Consider the following 17,831-nt stretch of genomic DNA (forward strand, 5'->3'; position numbering starts at 1 on the left):
TACATGAAGAACTCGTTTGCTAGTTTGCAGGACAGGTCGCCGGCACGCCAGTGCTATTTCGACGGATGGTAATGCGGCAGCTCGCGAGCTGAAACGCGTTGCCTAAAGGAAACACTGAATTATTCGCGCGCCTGCGTTGGAGTCCGCGGCCGGTTGGTCCGCTGACCGGTAGGGAATGGAGCTTTCGGGTGGCTTGTGACCCCGGTGCGTGCCCGCGACGGCGCGCACCGGGATCAGCCAGGCTCAGGCGCGGTCCACGTTCTTGAACTGCGATGGGTTGATCTTGTGCCGGTGCAACAGCTTGTAGAATTCCGTGCGGTTTCGCTTGGCCAGCCGCGCGGCCTGGCTGACGTTGCCGCCGGTGGTCTGCAGCAGCCGGGCCAGGTAATCCTTCTCGAAGTGCTTGCGCGCATCGGCAAATGCCAGGATGTCCGCCGGCTGGTCGTGCAGGGCGCTTTGCACGAGCTTGTCGCTGACCATTGGCGTGGTGCTCAGGGTGACGCACTGTTCCACGACGTTGTACAGCTCGCGGACATTGCCCGGCCATGGCGCACTCACCAGCCGTTCCATCGCGTCCGGGGCAAAACCACGCACCGATCGCTTGTACTTGCTGTTGAGCTCTCCCAGGAACCGTGCGGCCAGCAGCGGGATGTCCTCGCGGCGCTCACTTAATGGCGGCACCTCCAGCGACACGACATTCAGCCGATAGTAGAGATCCTCCCGGAAACGGCCCTCGTTCATGTCCTCTTCCAGGTCACGGTTGGTGGCCGAGATGATCCGCACGTCCACCGGCACCGCATGACGGCCCCCGAGCGCCCGGACCTCCCTGTCCTGCAGCACACGCAGCAGCTTGACCTGCAGCGGCAACGGCAATTCGCCGACCTCGTCCAGCAGCAGGGTGCCCTTGTCGGCGGCTGCGAACAGACCTGGCTTGTCTTCGGTCGCGTCGGGGAAGGCATCCCTGGCGTAACCGAACAGTTCCGCTTCCAGCAGATCTTCCGGAATGGCGGCGCAGTTGAGCGCGATGAACGGCCCCTCGTGTCGGCCGCTGGCACGGTGCACCGCCTGTGCCAACAGTTCCTTGCCGGTGCCGCTGTCGCCGCGAATGAACACGCTTGCGTCGGAGTCGGCAACCTTGCGCGCCTTGCTCAGCACATCCTTCATCAGGGCGCTGCGCGTGATTACGTCCCGCGCCCAGTCCACGGTGTCGGACACCGTGCCGGTGCTGCCGCCGGCCGCCTCGATGGCGTTGGCGACGTGTTCCAGCAGGTTCTGGCTCTCGAACGGTTTGGTCAGGAAGCTGAAAACACCGTTGCGGGTCGCCTCGACGGCGTCCGGGATCGAGCCATGGGCAGTGAGGATGATGACCGGCAGCGTCGGATGCTGGCGGTGCACCGTATCAAACAGGGCCAGACCGTCCATGCCGTCCATGCGCAGGTCGGTGATGATGACGTCCGGACGCCAGGTTGCGAGGATCGCAAGCGCCCGCTCGCCGCTCTCGGCGGCGGTGACCTCGTAACCCGCGGATTTCAGGCGCAGTGACAGCAGCCGCAGCAATCCCGGATCATCGTCAACCAGTAGAATTGAACCGTGTTTCATCGCTTCACCTCGCTTGGATGGACTGACGGCTCCGCAGGCTCGCGGGCGCCGGCAGCGTCTCCTCAGTCGTTGGAATTGCCGCGTTCGCGCAGACTCCGTTCGATTTCTCGTAGCTCCTGCAGCTGCCGTGAGGTGGTCTCCTCCCGCTGTTGCAGGGCATTCAACTCCTGGCGCAACTCGGCCCGCCGCTGGCGCTCCGATTCTCGGACCTGCAACTGGTTGAGAAGCGTTGCGGCCATGCCGCCCGGCACCGCGCGGCGCTCGTCATCCAGACAATGCTCCATCGCACGGATCAGGTCAGGTCGGTCCTCCACCGGCACCGGGTCCCGGCCGGACTGGACCAGGGCCATCACCAGGCTTTCCTGGCCGCAGCGATCAAACCGGCCGGTCCGCTGCATGGATTCGTAACGGGCCAGGCGGGCGTCCAGGTCCGCCTGATGGAACCAGTCCAGTTCGCTGCGCAGCAACACCTCGGCTGGCGTGGCCGCAATCGGTGCCGTTTCCGCCGGCCGCTCGCGAACCTTGTCCTCAACCTGCGGCAGATGCTCGCAACCGAACAGGACCAGGGCGGACAATAGTGCTACCGCTGCGCCGCGGGTCAACACGACGTAAAATCCCGACACATCTGCTCAAGCCTGGCCCAGCGGCAGAATGACGCGCATTCTTGTGCCGCCGCCTTCGCCCGGCAAGGCTTCGATGCTGCCATCGTGGGCATCCACATACTCCTTCGCTATGGACAGCCCCAGCCCTGAACCCTTGACGTAGCCGCTGGCCCGGTGACTGCCCTGAAAGAAGGCGCCAAAGACCGATTCCCGCTCGCTGTCCGGTATTCCGGGTCCCTGGTCACTGACCTCGATGACAACAGTGTTTCCATGGCGTTCGGTCAGGACGCGAATCACGCCCTCCGAGGGCGAGAATTTCACCGCGTTCGACAATAGATTATCAACGATAGTCCGCAGTTTTTCCTCGTCGGCCTCCAGGCGAACGTCCCGCAGGTCGGTCTGCAGGTGAAGAGAACGGTTGATCATTACCGGCTTGTGATTACGACAGACCGCGTCGATCAGCGGCGCCAGCTGTACATGCGCCAGGTGCAGGCTTCGGCGCTCGCCCCTGGAGGTTCCGAAATTGAGCATGTCCTCGATCAGGCGCTGCAGGGCCAGCGTGTTGCTCTGCAGGATCAGGGCGACCTCCTGCTGCTCGGCATTCAGTGGCCCGACCACCTTGTCCTGCAGTAATTCGGCCCCTTCGCGGATCGCCGTCAGCGGTGTTTTCAGCTCATGCGACATGTGCTGCAGAAAACGGCTCTTCTGTTCTTCCAGGTCCTTCAGCCGCAACCGCATCCAGTCCAGCCGCCGTCCCAGGTCTTGCAGGTCCTGCGGGCCGCCGACCGCGACCTCGTGACCAAAGCGGCCGTCGCCGAGTTGATGGATTGCCTGGTCAAGTTGCTTGACCGGCCGGGTAATCAGCACGGCGAAAAGGATTGCCAACAGCACGGTGAGCGGCGGCAATGTGGCCGCGGTCAGCAGCAGCATGCGCCGCGCGTCTGCGGCAGTCTCGCGCATGGCGTCCGCCTCGCGGTCGACCAGGCGATTGCTGCTGGCGAGAAGCCGGCGGGCCAGCAGGTTCAGGTTCTGGAACGTCTGCACCAGGTCTTCCTGGCTGCCGACCTCGCCGTCCTGGAGTTGCTGGTAAAGTTCCAGTTCCGTCACCGAAAAGCTGTTCAGTTGCTGCCGGTGGCCGTCTTCCAGCGGCAGCCGCTGCAGGCGGCGGAGGATCTCGGCGGTTTCCACGTGGGTTTCCGCATAGTCTTCCAGCAGCGCCTCGTCCTCGAGGATCAGGAACTGCCGGGCAGTCCGCTCCATGTCGGTCAGCCGGTCCAGTAACTGATGGCTGCTGGTGGTGGCCTGCACCGCCTGATAGACGGCATGCTGGCTTTTCTGTGCGACTCGGTCCATGTGCACCACGGCATAGGCCAGTGCCAGCAGCAACGGCAGCGAGACGATGCCGAAACCGTAAAGGATGAGCTTGCGCAGTGATTTCGGCTGGTAGGCCACGTTGCGTTCTCTGTCGGCTCAGTCGCGCGGATCGCCGTTCGGCGCGAACAGGTCCACCTCGGGGCGCTGCGGCAGGACCCGGCCGAAATGCTGATAGGCGGTTCGCGTTGCGATGCGGCCGCGGGGCGTGCGCATCATGAAGCCCTGCTGAATCAGGAACGGCTCGACCACTTCCTCGATGGTGTGACGTTCCTCGCCGATGGCGGCCGCCAGGTTGTCGAGGCCCACGGGGCCGCCATCGAACTTGTCCATGATTGCCAGCAGCAGGCGCCGGTCCTGGGTGTCGAATCCGTTGTCGTCCACTTTCAGCAGACGCATGGCTTCATCGGCGATTGCCGCGGTGACCCGGCCATCGGCGCGAATCTCGGCCACGTCCCTGACCCGCCGCAGCAGCCGATTGGCGATCCGCGGTGTGCCACGTGATCGCCGGGCCACCTCGCGTGCGCCGTCCTGCTCGATGGGCAGATTCATCAGCCCGGCCGAGCGCAGCACAATGGTGGTCAGGTCTGTTTCATCGTAGTACTCCAGCCGTTGCACGATGCCGAAGCGGTCGCGCAACGGTGAGGTCAGCAGGCCGGCACGTGTGGTCGCCCCGACCAGCGTGAACGGCGGCAGGTCAATGCGGATGGAGCGTGCCGTCGGTCCCTCGCCGATCAGGATGTCGATGGTCTGGTCTTCCATCGCCGGATACAGCACTTCCTCGACCGGCGCGCTGAGCCGGTGGATCTCGTCGACGAACAGCACGTCGCCCGGTTCCAGGTTGGTCAGCAGCGCGGCCAGGTCGCCGGCCTTCTCCAGCACCGGTCCGGAGGTCTGGCGCAGATTGACGCCCATTTCATTGGCCACGATATGCGCCAGGGTGGTCTTGCCCAGGCCGGGGGGGCCGAAGATCAGCAGGTGGTCCAGCGCCTCGCCGCGCCGCCGCGCCGCCGGGATGAAGATTTCGAGCTGTTCGCGAACCGCAGGCTGGCCAACGTATTCGGCCAGTGATTTCGGCCGAATGGCGCGGTCCAGCTCGGCCTCCTCCGGGGCGCTTTCGCCGGTGACGAGACGGTCGGATTCGATCATGGGGGAGGACCCTTCCTTAGCGGACCGATTTCTGCAAAGCCTGCCGGATCAACTCATCGCTGGCGAGCCCGTCACTCGGCAAGTCCCTTAACAGGCGGCTGGCCTCGGCCGGCTTGTAGCCAAGCGCCACCAGGCCACTGACCGCGTCAGCGCGCGCGTCACCGTCCTTCGGCCGTGACCCTTGGCCAATCGATGTCGCCCGCGCCGGCAGTGTGCTGACCCGGTCACGCAGTTCGATGACCAGCCGCTCGGCGGTTTTCTTGCCGATGCCGGGCAGGCGGGTCAGCAGGGCCGCGTCCTGGTTTTCGACACAGCGGATCAGATCCTCCGCCGACATGCCGGAGAGCAGCGCCAGGGCCATCTTCGGGCCGACGCCGCTGATCCGGATCAGGCTGCGGAAAAGGTTGCGTTCGGTCAGGCTCAGAAAGCCGAACAGGCTCTGCGCGTCCTCGCGTACCACCAGATGCGTATGCAGCGTCACCTCGGCACCGGTGGTCGGCAGATCGATGACGGTCGACATCGGCGCGTCCAGCTCGTAGCCGACGCCCTGGACATCGATCAGCAGGTGTGGCGGATCCTTTTCCAGCAATACGCCGTGCAGCCGTCCAATCATCGTGCTGCTCCTGATCGCAGGCTGCGGACTCGCTCGCTGAGCCGTGCCTGCTGGGCGTGGCACAGCGCCACCGCAAGCGCATCCGAGGCGTCCTCCTGCAGCGTACCGCGCAGCGACAGCAACTGCCTGACCATCTGCTGCACCTGGTCCTTGGTCGCGCCGCCGGAGCCGGTTAGTGCCTGCTTGATGGTGCGCGGTGCGTATTCGGCCATCGGCAGGTCGAGTACCGCGGCGGCGCAGATTGCCGCGCCACGCGCCTGGCCCAGTTTGAGGGCGCTGGCCACATTGCGCTGCACGAAGACCTGCTCGATTGCAACCGCGTCCGGACTGTGTGCCGCGATCAGTTGCTGCAGCTCCAGGAAAATGGTGCGGAGGCGGGGCGCAAAATCGCCGCTGGTGCGGATCACGCCACTGCTGAGGTAGCTGGCCCCGGCGCCGTCGCCCTCGATCAGGCCGAAGCCGGTTGCCCGGGAGCCGGGGTCAATGCCGAGTATGCGTGGCATGCGCCTGCCCCGGTAAGGCTTGCTCAGGCATAGGCCTCTTCGTCGATGTCCGCATTGCTGTATACCTGCTGCACATCGTCCAGATCTTCCAGCGCCTCCAGCATCTTGACCATGCCCGCGGCCTCGTCACCGCCTACCGCCACCGTGGTCGCCGGCCGCATCGTGACTTCGGCATCTGCCGGCTCAAGCCCGGCCGCCATCAGGCCATCCTTGACGGTGATGAACTCGTCCGGTTCGGTCAGCACTTCGAAGGAGCCGTCCTCATGGCTCAGAACGTCCTCGGCGCCGGCCTCCAGGGCCGCTTCCATCAGGCGGTCTTCATCGGTGTCCGGACCGTAGCTGAGTACCCCGGCCTTGCTGAACAGGAACGCCACCGAGCCGTCCGTGCCCAGGTTGCCACCATGCTTGGTGAACGCATGGCGTACCTCGGCCACGGTTCGGTTGCGGTTGTCGGTCATCACGTCAACCATGACCGCAACGCCGTTGGGGCCATAACCCTCGTAGCGGATTTCCTCGTAGACAACACCTTCCTCCTGGCCCGAGGCACGCTTGATCGCACGTTCGATGTTGTCCTTCGGCATGTTGACCGACAGCGCCCGGTCAACCGCGAGTCGCAGTCGGGGATTGCTTGCCGGATCCGGGTCGCCCATGCGCGCGGCGACGGTTATTTCACGGATCATGCGGGTGAAGATCTTGCCGCGCTTGGCATCCTGGGCCTTCTTGCGATGCTGGATGTTGGCCCACTTGCTATGGCCTGCCATGGGTCTGAGTCCTCGTTCACTGTCGTGGGACGCGTTCGATAAACCGCGCAAGAGTACCATGAGGCGGGGCCTCACGGCCCCTCGCCGGCCTGTCCCTGCAGCCAGTTGTCCATGTGCTGCCTGCCCAGGTCGCGCAGATGACAGAGGAAGGCCCATTCGGTGTTCAGGCGACTGGAGCTGCCGAGCCCCTGCATGCTTTCGCCGGACTCGATGCGATGCAGGCGTGGCCGCCAACGGCGCAAGCCGAACCAGCCCGGTCCCTGCTGCTGCAGCATTTCGACAAACGCCCGTTCCCGGGACAGATTGGCGTGGAATGCGATTTCCCGGGCCCGGGCGACAATATCATTGACACGTCGCGGTGCCTGCTGGCAATCGGCGGGGGTAAACTGAACCAGGTAGATGTCGCGGGCCCGGCATTCAAACAACAGGGGGTAGAGCGCCGGGTTGCCGGTGTAGCCACCGTCCCAGTAAGGCCGCCCATCGATTTCCACGGCCTGAAACAGCAGCGGCAGGCAGGCGGAGGCGGCCAGGACATCGGCATTGATTGCGCCGTTCCGTCGCAGCGCCAGTTCGCCACTGCGCACATCGGTCATCGAGACGAACAGCCGGATACCGTCGCTTCGGTTCAGGCGCTCCATGTCGAAGACGTCCTCCGCGATGTCGGTGATCGGGTTGTAGCCGGAGGGGTTCAGCGCGTAGGGGGAGGCCAGATGCGTCAGCCGGTTGAGGAATAGAAAGCCCGGAGACAGATCCCGGTTCCAGCCGGACAACAGGTAATCCAGCGGGGTGCTGCGGGCGGGCGTGCCCTGCAGCGTGCGGCTGATCGTCTGCCAGAGCCGTTCCAGGGCCTCGCGCGCGCCCTCCCGGCCGTTGCGTGACCAACCATCCACCAGCGCTGCTGCGTTCAGCGCCCCGGCACTGGCACCGCTGACGCCATCGACGAGGATGTCCTCTTCCAGCAGTCGGTCGAGCACACCCCAGGTAAACGCCCCATGGCTGCCGCCGCCCTGCAGCGCCAGCGACAGTTTTCGCGGCCGTGATCGCAGGATGCGCAGCAGGGGGCGCAACAACGAGCGCTGCATCAGTCTGCGCTCACCTCGTCGCGCAGCGTCTTGCGCAGCACCTTGCCCACCGAGGTTTTCGGGAGCTCATCGCGGAACACGACGTGCCGTGGCCGCTTGTAGCCGGTCAGGTTGTCCTTCGCATGCCGGTTGACCGCATCCTCGTCCAGCGTTGCATCGTTGCGCACGACAAAGGCAAGCACGCTTTCATTGCCTTCCTCGTCGCGATGGCCAATCACGGCCGCCTCGTCGATGCCCGGGTGCCGCTCCAGGGCCTGCTCAACCTCGTTCGGGTAAACGTTGAAGCCGCCGACGTCGATCATGTCCTTCTTTCGGTCGACGATGCGCAGGAAGCCATCCTCGCCCATGCAGGCCATGTCGCCGGTCAGGAACCAGCCATCGCGGATGGCGTTGCGGGTCTCTTCCTCCTGCTGCCAGTAGCCGGAGAACAACTGCGGCCCGCGTACCGCCAGTTCGCCTTCCTCGCCAAGCGGGACCGGGGAGCCGTCATCGCCCAGGATCAGCACCTCCGTACCGGGCACCGGCAGGCCGATCGTGCCGAGCCGGATTTCGCCGCTGGGCTGGTTGACGCTGACCACCGGACTGCTTTCCGACAGGCCGTAGCCCTCGCAGATCGGGCTGCCCACCAGTTCCTGCCATTCCTCGGCCACCGCCTCGTGCAGTGCGGTGCCGCCGGCAATGCTCATGTCGATGGCTGGCGGATTGCTGCGAAACCAGTCCTCCTTCAGCAGGCCGCGAAACAGCAGGTTGACGCCGGAGAACTTGGTGACCGGATACTTCTCGAATGCCTTGCGCAGCTTGGACGGCGGTCGCGGCGACGGGCACAGGATGTTGTGCGCGCCATTCATGTAGAAGGTCATCAGGTTAAAGCTGAAGGCAAAGATGTGATAAAGCGGCAGCGCGGTGAGAACGGTCTCACCTTCCTCGCGCAGGGCCGGGCGGGCAATCGCCTGGATCTGGGCAAGATTGGCCAGCAGGTTGGCCTGGCTCAGCATCGCGCCTTTCGGTACGCCGGTGGTGCCACCGGTATACTGCAGCGCCGCCAGGTCCTTCTGGTTCGGCTCCGGCAATTGTTGCCCGGCGTGAGTCCGGCCAAGTTCCAGTGCACGGGTGAAACGGGTCACCGGTCGGGCGGGGCGCGGCAGTTCCCTTTTCAGGGTCAGTACGGCGCGGATCAGGGCCCGCGACAGCAGCGGAAAGAAATCGGCCACGCCGGCAAGGATTACCTGCTCCACGTCGGTATCCTGCAATCCCGTTTCCAGCTTGTCTGCGAACAGGTCGATCAGGACCAACGCGCGGGCGCCACTGTCCTTCAACTGCTGTTGCATCTCCGGCGCCGTGTAGAGGGGGTTCACGTTGACCAGCACCAGTCCGGCCTTGAACACGCCGAAGGCGGTCACCGGATAGGCAAGGCAGTTGGGCATCTGGATCGCGACCCGGTCACCCGGGCTCAGCCCCAGTTCGCCGAGCAGGAAGCGTGCGAACTGGTCTGACAGGCGCTCGACCTCGGCAAAACGCAGCGAGCCGTTGAGCCCGTTGTCCAGGCAGGTGGTGAACGCCGTGCGATCGGCAAAGCGTTCGCTGCTTCGCCGGATCAGCGCGCCCAGGTTGGTATCGGCAAGCGGTTCGAAATCCGGCGAGATATCGCTGGCGTAGGCTTGCCGCCAGGGTTGTCGGGCGTAGGCTGTCTTGGCATCTGCAGCGTTGTCGGCCATGCTCTGCTACCTCCTGTCGGCCGGCGCATCAGGCTGTAGCCCGGGCGATGGGCTAATGGCCGGCACGGGTTTAGACGGTTCTCCGCGGTGCCGGGCACCGCTGGCGCGTTGTCTGTAACGGGGCGCCGCGCCGGCGCGGATGCAAGCCTCCAGATCCGAGGAACGATGTCAGCTTTTTCCTATCATGCCTTGCCCTACCAGCCTGATCCGGTCCGCGCCTTTCGGCAACTGGCAGGTCTGCGGCGCCTGCAATGGCTGGATTCCGGTCGCCCGGCCATCGAACTCGGCCGCTACGATGTGTTCGTTGCGGAACCGGCCGAGGTGCTGGTGGCTTCCCATGGTGAGGTTCGCCTGAAGCAGCGCGATGGCCAAAAGTCCGTGCTGCGCGGAGACCCGTTCCGGCTGCTGCAGCAGCGGCTGGCCCGATGGCCGGCGCAGGCCGTGCGCGGACCCTTCGCCGGCGGCGCGGTCGGTTATTTCGGCTACGAACTTGGTTACGCCTGCCAGCAGCTGGCACGTCAGCCGCGTGGCAGTGCCGGCGTGCCGGATATGGTGGTGGGGCTGCACGACTGGGCCCTGGTGCTGGATCATGCCGAGCAGCGAACCTGGCTTGCGCATCTGCCGCAGGCGCCGATGACGCCGCATCGCATCGAGGCGCTGCTGGCGGTGGAACCGCCGGCGCTGGCCGGTTACGGCCTGGCCGCCGTGACACCGGAACAGGATCGGGCGGGTTACGAACGTGCCTTCCAGCGGGTCAGCAGCTACATCCACGACGGTGATTGCTACCAGGTCAATCTGGCGCGTCCGCTGCGCGCTGCATGCAGTGGCGACCCGGCGAATGCCTACCTGAATTTGCGTGCCCTGTCGCCGGCGGCGCATGGGGCGTGTCTGCTGTTGCCGGAGGCGGCGGTCCTCAGCATTTCGCCGGAGCGCTTCCTGTTGCTGCGCAACGGCGATGTGGAGACACGGCCAATCAAGGGGACCCGGCCACGGGGCGAGGACGAGGCGGTCGACCGGGCCCTGGTGCAGTCTCTGCGCGACAGTCCGAAGGATCGCTCCGAAAATGTCATGATTGTCGATCTGCTGCGCAACGATCTCGGCCAGATCTGCGAGACCGGCTCGGTCTCGGTGCCTGAACTGTTCCGGGTCGAGAGTCACGCCACGGTGCACCATCTGGTGAGCACGGTAACCGGTCGTCTGCGCGCTGACGCCGATGCCTGTGACCTGCTGCGGGCCTGTTTTCCCGGCGGTTCGATCACCGGAGCGCCCAAGCGGCGGGCCATGGAGATCATTGCCGAGCTCGAGCCGCGCGAGCGCGGCCCCTATTGCGGAGCGATCGGTTATATCGGTCTGGACGGGGCAATGGACACCAGCATCGCGATACGTACCGCGGTCTGGCACAACGGTGTGGCCCGCTACTGGGCCGGTGGCGGGCTGGTTGCCGAGTCGCGGGCGGACGAGGAATTCCAGGAAACGGTGGACAAGGCTCGCGCTTTCTACGCACTGGCGGAAGGTGCCGACGACGTGGCGTGAATGCTGCTGTTTGCGACGTCTGCACGGCCCGTTTCGCTTGACACCCAGGCCGCCCCACACCTATCTTCTGGCCTGGGATGCTGCGCCGCGTCAACGCAGCTTGCTGCGCAACATCCGGTCGACAAGACCCGTCATCCTGACTCGGGGACCGCCAAACGTGCGAGTCTGCCGTCCCCGGAGCCGTTCCCAAGACGCAGACGGCGGGTGGGCAAGCGTATGTCGTCACGTGATGTCGAACCTGTAATCGCCGGACAGTGCGCTCCGAACCGCCGCAAACTGGAGAGATGAACATGCAAGATGTCGTCATTGTCGCCGCCGGCCGCAGTCCGGTTGGGAGTTTCAACGGAGCGCTGGCATCGCTCAGCGGCGCCCAGATCGGGGCCCAGGTTCTCAAGGCCGTGCTGGAGCGTACCGGCGTGCAGCCCGATCAGGTCGATGAAGTCATTCTCGGGCAGGTCCTGACCGCGGGTGTCGGCCAAAATCCCGCGCGGCAGACGACCCTGCTCGCCGGTTTGCCGGACACCACGCCGGCAATGACCGTCAACAAGGTTTGCGGCAGCGGTTTGAAGACCGTGCAGTTGGCCGCCCAGGCCATCGCCACCGGTGATGCCGAGGTGGTGGTGGCCGGCGGCCAGGAGAGCATGTCGCAGTCGGCGCACGTCTTGCCGCGGTCGCGCACCGGGCAGCGAATGGGCGACTGGAAGCTCGAAGACACCATGATCAAGGACGGTCTGTGGGACGCCTTCAACCAGTATCACATGGGTGTCACGGCCGAGAACCTGGCCGAGAAATACCAGATCTCGCGGGAAGAGCAGGACGAACTGGCGGCGACGTCGCAGCAGCGCGCCGAGGCCGCTATCGGCGCCGGCCATTTCGAGGCCGAGATCGTTCCGATCAGCGTGCCTCAGCGCAAGGGTGATCCGGTGGTCGTCGACAAGGATGAATACCCAAAAAGCGGCGTGACGGCGGAAGGACTTGCCAAGCTGCCGCCAGCTTTCAAACGCGATGGTGGCAGCGTGACCGCGGGCAATGCCTCCGGGATCAACGATGGCGCGGCAATCCTGCTGGTGATGTCGGCGAGCAAGGCGGAGTCTCTCGGGCTGAAGCCGATCGCCCGCATCAAGGCCTTCGCCAGTGCCGGCGTCGACCCGGCTATCATGGGTTCCGGCCCGGTGCCGGCCACCCGCCGCTGCCTCGAGCGCGCAGGCTGGACCGTTGACGAACTGGATCTGGTGGAAGCCAACGAGGCGTTCGCCGCTCAGGCCCTGGCCGTGGCGCGCGAAATGAAGTGGGACATGGCCAAGGTCAACGTCAATGGCGGCGCAATCGCACTGGGTCACCCGATCGGGGCCTCCGGTGCCCGCGTGCTGGTCACGCTGTTGCACGAGATGACGCGCCGGGACGTTAACAAGGGCCTGGCCACACTGTGCATCGGTGGCGGCCAGGGTGTTGCGTTGGCGGTGGAACGATAAAACCGACTGCCTGGCCCGGATCGCGTCATGACGACGCGATCCGTTATTGAACACTGCGAGAGTGAATGGGTATGACGGACGTCCGTATCATCAAGAAGTATCCGAACCGCCGCCTCTACGACACCGCGATCAGCAGCTACATCACGCTGGCGGATGTCAAGCGGTTGGTCATCGACGGTGTCGATTTTCAGGTCATCGATGCCAAGAGCAAGGACGACCTTACGCGCACCATCCTGCTGCAGATCATCAGCGAGGAGGAGGAGGGCGGCGAGCCCATTTTCAGCAGTGAGTTGCTGGCCCAGATCATTCGCTCGTACGGCGGCAACATGCAGAATCTGCTGACCAGCTATCTGGAAAAAAGCATGGACATGTGGTCCGAGCAGCAGCGCGCATTCCGTGAGCGGACGCGCGAGTTCATTGATGGCAACCCAATGACCATGCTGACCCAGATCGCCGAGCGCAATCTTGCCATGTGGCGTGCCATGAGCGGCGTTGCCGGCGAGGAAGGCAAAGGCGCCGACGCCTCCAGCCAGAGGTCAGCGGCTAACACCGAAGAGCAGACCGGCGGCGACAAGCCCACGCCGGATTCCCGACGCCAGGCCAGCGGTAAATAGCCCCGACGGTACCTGGCTGCCGGTTTGAGCCCGCGGCTCCGGTTTTTCCGCGGGCAAAGTTGACAGGTGAACCACCTGTCTTTACTGTGCCCCTCAATTGTTGCGTTGCATCAAATCCTGATTGTCTTCATCGACCCGACGCCGTCTCCGGTGGGTCGGTCGGTGTTTAATAGTTAATTGAATAGCAAGGGGTTTATCCATGGCGAATCGTGTTGCTCTGGTCACCGGCGGAAATGGCGGTATCGGCACCGAGATCTGCAAGCAGCTTGCCACTGCGGGCTATCGGGTGGTCACGACCTGTGTCGATGCCGAGCGTGAAAAGATTGCCGACTGGCAGAAGGAACTCGCCGCGGCGGGCACCCAGGTGGACTGGGTGGAATGTAACGTCACCGATTTCGAAGCCTGCAAGGCAATGGCCGCGGAGGTTACCGAAAAATTCGGTCCGGTGGATGTGCTGATCAATGCGGCCGGTATCACCCGCGATGCCTTTGCCCACAAGATGCCGTTGGAGAACTGGGACTCGGTTATCCAGACCAACCTGTACAGCGTCTTTAACGTGACGCGGCAGTTTGTCGAGGGCATGCGCGAGCGTGGCTTTGGCCGGATCATCAATATTGCATCGGTAAACGGCCAGACCGGCCAGTTCGGTCAGGCCAACTACTCTGCGGCCAAGGCAGGCATGCACGGTTTTAGCATGGCGCTGGCCAAAGAGGGCGCACGCAAGGGCATTACCGCGAATACCATCTCGCCGGGCTATGTCGAAACCGCAATGACTGCGGCGATTCCGGAAGAAGTGCGTAACGGTATCGTTGCCCAGGTGCCGGCGGGCCGGATGGGTCGTCCGGATGAAATCGCCCGTGCCGTCGTGTTTCTCGCCGCCGACGAAGCGGAATACATCAACGGCGCCAACATCCCGGTGAATGGCGGCCTGTTCACCAGTTTCTGACAATCCCGTCAGGGTCTTCCAGGTCTGGCGGTGGATGCCCGAAAGCGTTAAGCGCCAGACCTGCAGGGTTTCGGATGCGGTGCAAAAATATGTTGACAGCCTAGTCAGGTCTGGCTATGCTGCAAAGCAACAAAGGCAGACAAAAAGAAAGGGACCGGATGGTCCCTGGCATGGCGCTCTCTTGGAGTCTGGCTTTATTGATTGTTATCGGCCTGAAGGCCATTTGCGACCAGCGGAGCGCTTTGTAAGTTGGTGCTTCCGGAAACCAGGTTCTCGGACCTGGAACCATCTCCTCCAAGGCGGCACCCGTGCCGCCTCTTTCGCCCCCTCGCCCGAGGGGGTTTTTTTTGTCCGGTATTCAGCCGAACGGATAACTGGTTTGAAGTGTACGCGATGTACCGACAGTCGCAAGCCCTTTTGATGCTGCGGCGCATCAGTTGTGCCGCGGTGGAAAGGGTCGGGCGGCATCTCAAGCGAGCCAGTCGAGGATGCGCGCGACGGCCGCTCGCCCCTGCCGGCCGCCGGTAAACAGGCCGAGGTGACCACCCGGCAGGCAGTGGTTGCTGTAACGCTCGGCGGGCAGCAGGTGCTCCAGGCCCCTGGTGACCGCCGGAGGCACCAGGTGGTCGGCATCGGCAATGACCGACAGGACCCGGGCCTGAATCGCGGACAGGTCCACCTGCCGTTCGGCAATCCGAAGCTCGCCGGCGAGTAGGGCGCCGCGCTGGTAAATCTCCTCAACGAACTGGTTGAACAGGGCGGCCGGCTGGTCCGGACAGTCGTACATCCAGGCTTCCAGGTGCAAAAAGTCGTCCAGCGCCTCATCGTTGCCGGTGATCTCGGGCAGGTTGCTGTAGCGGCGGATCAACAGGTCGGTCGGTTTCAATGCGGTAAAGGCGGCGGAAAGCGCCGGGCCGGGAATATTGCCGTCTGCGGCCGTGGTCGGCTGCCAGGTCGCCGCGAGATGCCCCAGTCCGTGGCCGCAGGCGGGCGGGTTGAGTGGCACTGCCATGTTGACCAGGCGCCCGATTGCCTCCGGATACAATGCCGCGTAACAGCTGAGAAAAATGCCGCCCTGGCAGACGCCAATGGCATTCAGCGGTTGCCCGCCGTTGCGGTGGCGCAGCCAGCGAACCACTCGGCCAAGGAAATCATCCACATAGTCATCCAGGTCCAGCAGGGTATCGGCCGCGAGTGGTCGACCCCAGTCCACCAGGTAGACGTCGTGGCCGGCTTCCAGCAGGCGCCGTACCATGGAGCGGCGTGGCGACAGGTCCAGCAGATCGGGTCGATTGACCGTTGAATAGACCAGCAATAACGGCGTGCCGCCGGGCTCCTGCTCTGGCAGATGGTAGCGGCGCAGGCTGAAGGGCAGTTGCCGCAGTACGGTATCGAAGGGCGTGGCGTCACGGCGCACTGGCTGTCGGGCGCTGCAGCGGCGGAGCGCCTGCAACATCTCCGGGCCGATGAACGTCATGACTGGTGTGCGGCGACCTGACGCCGTAAGGCGGCAAGCTCGGTACGCAGGCGCTGGACGTCCGCCTGCAGTTCCGCCAATTCGACGGGGACTGTCGGGTCTGGCATCTGGCGACGCAGCTGTTGCAGGCGCTGCTGGGTGGACAGCAGGTCACGGCGGGTGGGCAGTCGAAACATCTGCAGTACGTCCTCCAGCAGCCGCCCGCCCGCATCGCGCAAGGCCGCCAGTGCCGTGTTCAGACGCCGCAGGCAGCGCTGGTAGGCTGGATCCTGCAGCAATTCCTGCCAGGCCGACTCCAGGGCTGCGAGCCAGGCCTGCTCCAGTCGTTCGGCATCCGGGGGCTCGTCGCTCGCGGTCAGGTCCTCGCGCCAGCGCCGGCTCGCATCCTCGCTCATCTGCAACAGGCAGATGCCGTAGTCACGTTGCGCCCGCTGGAACTCCGGCAGCGCCTCCCGCAGTTGCCGCCATTCCCGGTCGCGGCAGGCGGTGAGCCCGAGTGCGGGCCATTGGCAGAGCAGCGGGCCAAGCAGTGCCGCAGCCTCCGGCGACCCCGGGTCGGCGCTTCCGCCAGCAACCTGCTGCAGCCAGTCGGCCAGCCGCCGGCTGACCTGGTCGGCTTCCTCCACGTAGTGGCGCAAGCCATCCAGCAGATCCCGGGTCTGGTCCGACAAGGCATCCTGCCAGTTGGCCTGCTGACGGAGATGGTGCGCCATCTGCTGCATCGCCGCGCGCAACCCGCCCTGCCAGGGCGCCTGGCCATCGGGGGTGTCACCGCCGGCATGCTGCAACCAGGTCAGCCACTGATCGAGGAATCCACCATGCATGATCAGCGAAACTCGCTCTGCGTTTCGAACAGCCGTACCAGTTCGTCCCGTCGGGAGATGGCGCGGGAGCGGATGTTGATGTCGGCATCTGACGCGTCGATGACCTGGTTCAACTGTTCCACGGCAAGTTGCAGCCTGCCGTACATCTGGTAATGCTCGGCCATCGCCAAGCGGCTCTCGTGGGGTCGGCCGGCCTCGGAGGCGGCCTGGCCGTGCAGGCGGTAGAGATGCGCGTCCGGGCCACTGCGCCGCAGCTGGCGGCGCACCAGTTCTCGGGCCTCCATCGGTTCGCCGGCCTCCAGCAGGGCTTCGGCCAGGCCAACGGTCAGCGGATAGTTGTGCGGAAACAGGCTGAGGCCCAGTTCATAGAGAGAGATGCTTTCCGACAGGCGGCCATCCTCCCGCGCGGCCATGGCCTTGGCGCTGAAGATGGGGACATGTTCACCGAGCGTTTCCATGACGCCTTCCAACGCCTGTTCGGCATCGGCGAATCGCTCCTTGCGAATCAATGCAATCGCATGGCCGTATTTCGCATAGGCGCGTTGCTCGTCCGTGCCCGCATTCTCCTTGGCCGCCCGGAAGTGGCGTTCCGCAGCCTCGCCTGAGTCGGCCTTCTGCGCGATCAGCCGGGCCCGCATGAAGCCGAACATCGGACTCTCGTTGCTATCGCGTTCGCCATAAGCCTGGGCGCGAGCACGCGAGTCGGAAATGCGGCTCTCGGTCACCGGGTGCGTGCTGAGGTATTCCGGTGGCCGGTCGAGAAAGCGGGTGGCCTGCTGCAGCCGCTCGAAGAAACGTGGCATGCCGTGGGGATCCAGTCCGGCGCCAGCCAGGATTTGCATGCCGATGTTGTCGGCTTCTCGTTCGTGCGCACGGGTGTAGTCGATCTGTTCCTGAATTGACCCCGCGATACCAGTCATGGCCGCCGCCTGACCGGCCTCCGGGTCCTGCATCCCGAGCAGGATGGCCGCCATGATGATGCCCAGGGTCCGCAGGCCGCTTCCCCGCGTGGCATCCAGCGTGCGCGCGATATGCCGCTGGGTGACATGCGCGATTTCGTGGGCCATGACCGCGGCCAGTTCGCTTTCGCTCTCCGTGCGCATGATCAGGCCGCTGTTCATGCCGATATAGCCGCCGGGCATCGCAAAGGCATTGACCGTGTTGCTGTCAACCACGAAAAACTCAAAGTCGAAGCCGGGGTTGTTGGCGCTGGCCAGCAGGCGGTCACCCAGGTCCTGGATATAGTGCCGCAGTTCCGGGTCGTCACTGAGCGGGATACGCTGGCGCACCTCCCGGATCAGGCTGTCGCCAAGCCGCTTTTCCTGGGACACGGTGAGGGTGCGTCCTGCCGGGTCACCGATATCCGGCAAGCGAATCGGTGACCGTTCGCCGTCGGCGCTGGCCGCGGTAACGCCAATCGCCAGTGTCAGCAGGACTACGATGCAGTGTGTCAGTAAGCTCTTCACGCTGTCCTCGGGGCATGCGTGCCAATCCGGATATCATACCAGTGTTGCCGTTTGACAAGTGTTGCGCTGCTCGCGGCCGATACCGGCAAGGCGCCATTTTAGGT

At 64.6% G+C, this 17,831-nt stretch carries 16 protein-coding genes; 4 read left to right on the top strand and 12 right to left on the bottom strand.

Features of this window, described 5'->3' with window-relative positions; all coding sequences use genetic code 11:
* Positions 1-243 precede the first annotated feature (243 nt).
* From M0534_RS07550 to M0534_RS07590, 9 genes are all read right to left on the bottom strand, one after another.
* Positions 244-1,599, bottom strand: coding sequence for a sigma 54-interacting transcriptional regulator (locus M0534_RS07550; RefSeq protein ID WP_248567814.1), 1,356 nt, complete (start codon positions 1,597-1,599; stop codon positions 244-246).
* A gap of 62 nt (positions 1,600-1,661) precedes the next feature.
* Positions 1,662-2,204: a hypothetical protein gene (locus tag M0534_RS07555; protein ID WP_248567815.1), complete on the bottom strand. Its 543-nt coding sequence runs from the start codon at positions 2,202-2,204 to the stop codon at positions 1,662-1,664.
* 24 nt (positions 2,205-2,228) lie between these two features.
* The gene (locus M0534_RS13775; RefSeq protein ID WP_248567816.1) at positions 2,229-3,653 is read right to left on the bottom strand and encodes a HAMP domain-containing sensor histidine kinase; all 1,425 of its coding nucleotides are present in this window, start codon (positions 3,651-3,653) and stop codon (positions 2,229-2,231) included.
* An 18-nt stretch (positions 3,654-3,671) separates the two neighbouring features.
* On the bottom strand, positions 3,672-4,721 hold the full coding sequence (ruvB, locus tag M0534_RS07565; protein ID WP_248567817.1) for a Holliday junction branch migration DNA helicase RuvB: 1,050 nt from the start codon (positions 4,719-4,721) through the stop codon (positions 3,672-3,674).
* A 16-nt stretch (positions 4,722-4,737) separates the two neighbouring features.
* Positions 4,738-5,334 carry a Holliday junction branch migration protein RuvA gene (gene ruvA / locus M0534_RS07570; RefSeq protein ID WP_248567818.1) on the bottom strand — a complete coding sequence of 199 codons (597 nt, stop codon included), beginning with the start codon at positions 5,332-5,334 and terminating at the stop codon, positions 4,738-4,740.
* On the bottom strand, positions 5,331-5,837 hold the full coding sequence (gene ruvC, locus M0534_RS07575) for a crossover junction endodeoxyribonuclease RuvC (RefSeq protein WP_248567819.1): 507 nt from the start codon (positions 5,835-5,837) through the stop codon (positions 5,331-5,333). The genes ruvA and ruvC overlap by 4 nt, the downstream gene beginning before the upstream one ends.
* A gap of 23 nt (positions 5,838-5,860) precedes the next feature.
* Entirely contained in the window at positions 5,861-6,598 is a 738-nt protein-coding gene (locus M0534_RS07580; protein ID WP_248567820.1) for a YebC/PmpR family DNA-binding transcriptional regulator, read from the bottom strand.
* 71 nt (positions 6,599-6,669) lie between these two features.
* The gene (locus M0534_RS07585; protein WP_248567821.1) at positions 6,670-7,680 is read right to left on the bottom strand and encodes a patatin-like phospholipase family protein; all 1,011 of its coding nucleotides are present in this window, start codon (positions 7,678-7,680) and stop codon (positions 6,670-6,672) included.
* A complete protein-coding gene (locus tag M0534_RS07590; RefSeq protein WP_248567822.1) occupies positions 7,680-9,395 on the bottom strand; it encodes an AMP-binding protein in 1,716 nt (571 codons plus the stop codon). The genes M0534_RS07585 and M0534_RS07590 overlap by 1 nt, the downstream gene beginning before the upstream one ends.
* 165 nt (positions 9,396-9,560) lie before the next feature.
* Between M0534_RS07590 and pabB the strand changes: the two genes are divergently transcribed.
* The 4 genes from pabB (at position 9,561) to phbB (ending at position 13,960) form a co-directional block, all read left to right on the top strand.
* Positions 9,561-10,928: an aminodeoxychorismate synthase component I gene (gene pabB / locus M0534_RS07595; protein WP_248567823.1), complete on the top strand. Its 1,368-nt coding sequence runs from the start codon at positions 9,561-9,563 to the stop codon at positions 10,926-10,928.
* A 290-nt stretch (positions 10,929-11,218) separates the two neighbouring features.
* On the top strand, positions 11,219-12,400 hold the full coding sequence (locus tag M0534_RS07600; protein WP_248567824.1) for an acetyl-CoA C-acetyltransferase: 1,182 nt from the start codon (positions 11,219-11,221) through the stop codon (positions 12,398-12,400).
* Positions 12,401-12,471: 71 nt separating this feature from the next.
* Positions 12,472-13,014, top strand: coding sequence for a polyhydroxyalkanoate synthesis repressor PhaR (phaR, locus tag M0534_RS07605; RefSeq protein ID WP_248567825.1), 543 nt, complete (start codon positions 12,472-12,474; stop codon positions 13,012-13,014).
* Positions 13,015-13,213: 199 nt separating this feature from the next.
* A complete protein-coding gene (phbB, locus tag M0534_RS07610) occupies positions 13,214-13,960 on the top strand; it encodes an acetoacetyl-CoA reductase (protein ID WP_248567826.1) in 747 nt (248 codons plus the stop codon).
* A gap of 469 nt (positions 13,961-14,429) precedes the next feature.
* On the opposite strand, the gene M0534_RS07615 is transcribed toward phbB, so the two are convergent.
* From M0534_RS07615 to M0534_RS07625, 3 genes are read right to left on the bottom strand one after another with little or no spacing between them, the layout of a single operon-like run.
* Positions 14,430-15,437, bottom strand: a complete 1,008-nt coding sequence (locus M0534_RS07615; RefSeq protein ID WP_248567827.1) for an alpha/beta fold hydrolase — start codon at positions 15,435-15,437, stop codon at positions 14,430-14,432.
* Complete coding sequence (locus tag M0534_RS07620) at positions 15,434-16,261, bottom strand: poly(R)-hydroxyalkanoic acid synthase subunit PhaE (RefSeq protein WP_248567828.1); 828 nt, start codon at positions 16,259-16,261, stop codon at positions 15,434-15,436. Before M0534_RS07620 ends, M0534_RS07615 begins: the two co-directional genes overlap by 4 nt.
* 2 nt (positions 16,262-16,263) lie before the next feature.
* Positions 16,264-17,727, bottom strand: a complete 1,464-nt coding sequence (locus M0534_RS07625) for a beta-barrel assembly-enhancing protease (protein WP_248567829.1) — start codon at positions 17,725-17,727, stop codon at positions 16,264-16,266.
* Positions 17,728-17,831 lie beyond the last annotated feature (104 nt).

The organism is Methylonatrum kenyense, assembly GCF_023195885.1.
Taxonomy (GTDB): Bacteria; Pseudomonadota; Gammaproteobacteria; order Nitrococcales; family Aquisalimonadaceae; genus Methylonatrum; species Methylonatrum kenyense.

Excerpts from the sequence above, each read along its gene's own strand:
- M0534_RS07550 (WP_248567814.1), bottom strand. The coding sequence starts at position 1,599 with ATGAAACACGGTTCAATTCTACTGGTTGACGATGATCCGGGATTGCTG.
- ruvB (WP_248567817.1), bottom strand. The coding sequence starts at position 4,721 with ATGATCGAATCCGACCGTCTCGTCACCGGCGAAAGCGCCCCGGAGGAG.
- ruvA (WP_248567818.1), bottom strand. The coding sequence starts at position 5,334 with ATGATTGGACGGCTGCACGGCGTATTGCTGGAAAAGGATCCGCCACAC.
- ruvC (WP_248567819.1), bottom strand. The coding sequence starts at position 5,837 with ATGCCACGCATACTCGGCATTGACCCCGGCTCCCGGGCAACCGGCTTC.
- M0534_RS07580 (WP_248567820.1), bottom strand. The coding sequence starts at position 6,598 with ATGGCAGGCCATAGCAAGTGGGCCAACATCCAGCATCGCAAGAAGGCC.
- M0534_RS07585 (WP_248567821.1), bottom strand. The coding sequence starts at position 7,680 with ATGCAGCGCTCGTTGTTGCGCCCCCTGCTGCGCATCCTGCGATCACGG.
- M0534_RS07590 (WP_248567822.1), bottom strand. The coding sequence starts at position 9,395 with ATGGCCGACAACGCTGCAGATGCCAAGACAGCCTACGCCCGACAACCC.
- pabB (WP_248567823.1), top strand. The coding sequence starts at position 9,561 with ATGTCAGCTTTTTCCTATCATGCCTTGCCCTACCAGCCTGATCCGGTC.
- M0534_RS07600 (WP_248567824.1), top strand. The coding sequence starts at position 11,219 with ATGCAAGATGTCGTCATTGTCGCCGCCGGCCGCAGTCCGGTTGGGAGT.
- phaR (WP_248567825.1), top strand. The coding sequence starts at position 12,472 with ATGACGGACGTCCGTATCATCAAGAAGTATCCGAACCGCCGCCTCTAC.
- phbB (WP_248567826.1), top strand. The coding sequence starts at position 13,214 with ATGGCGAATCGTGTTGCTCTGGTCACCGGCGGAAATGGCGGTATCGGC.
- M0534_RS07615 (WP_248567827.1), bottom strand. The coding sequence starts at position 15,437 with ATGACGTTCATCGGCCCGGAGATGTTGCAGGCGCTCCGCCGCTGCAGC.
- M0534_RS07620 (WP_248567828.1), bottom strand. The coding sequence starts at position 16,261 with ATGCATGGTGGATTCCTCGATCAGTGGCTGACCTGGTTGCAGCATGCC.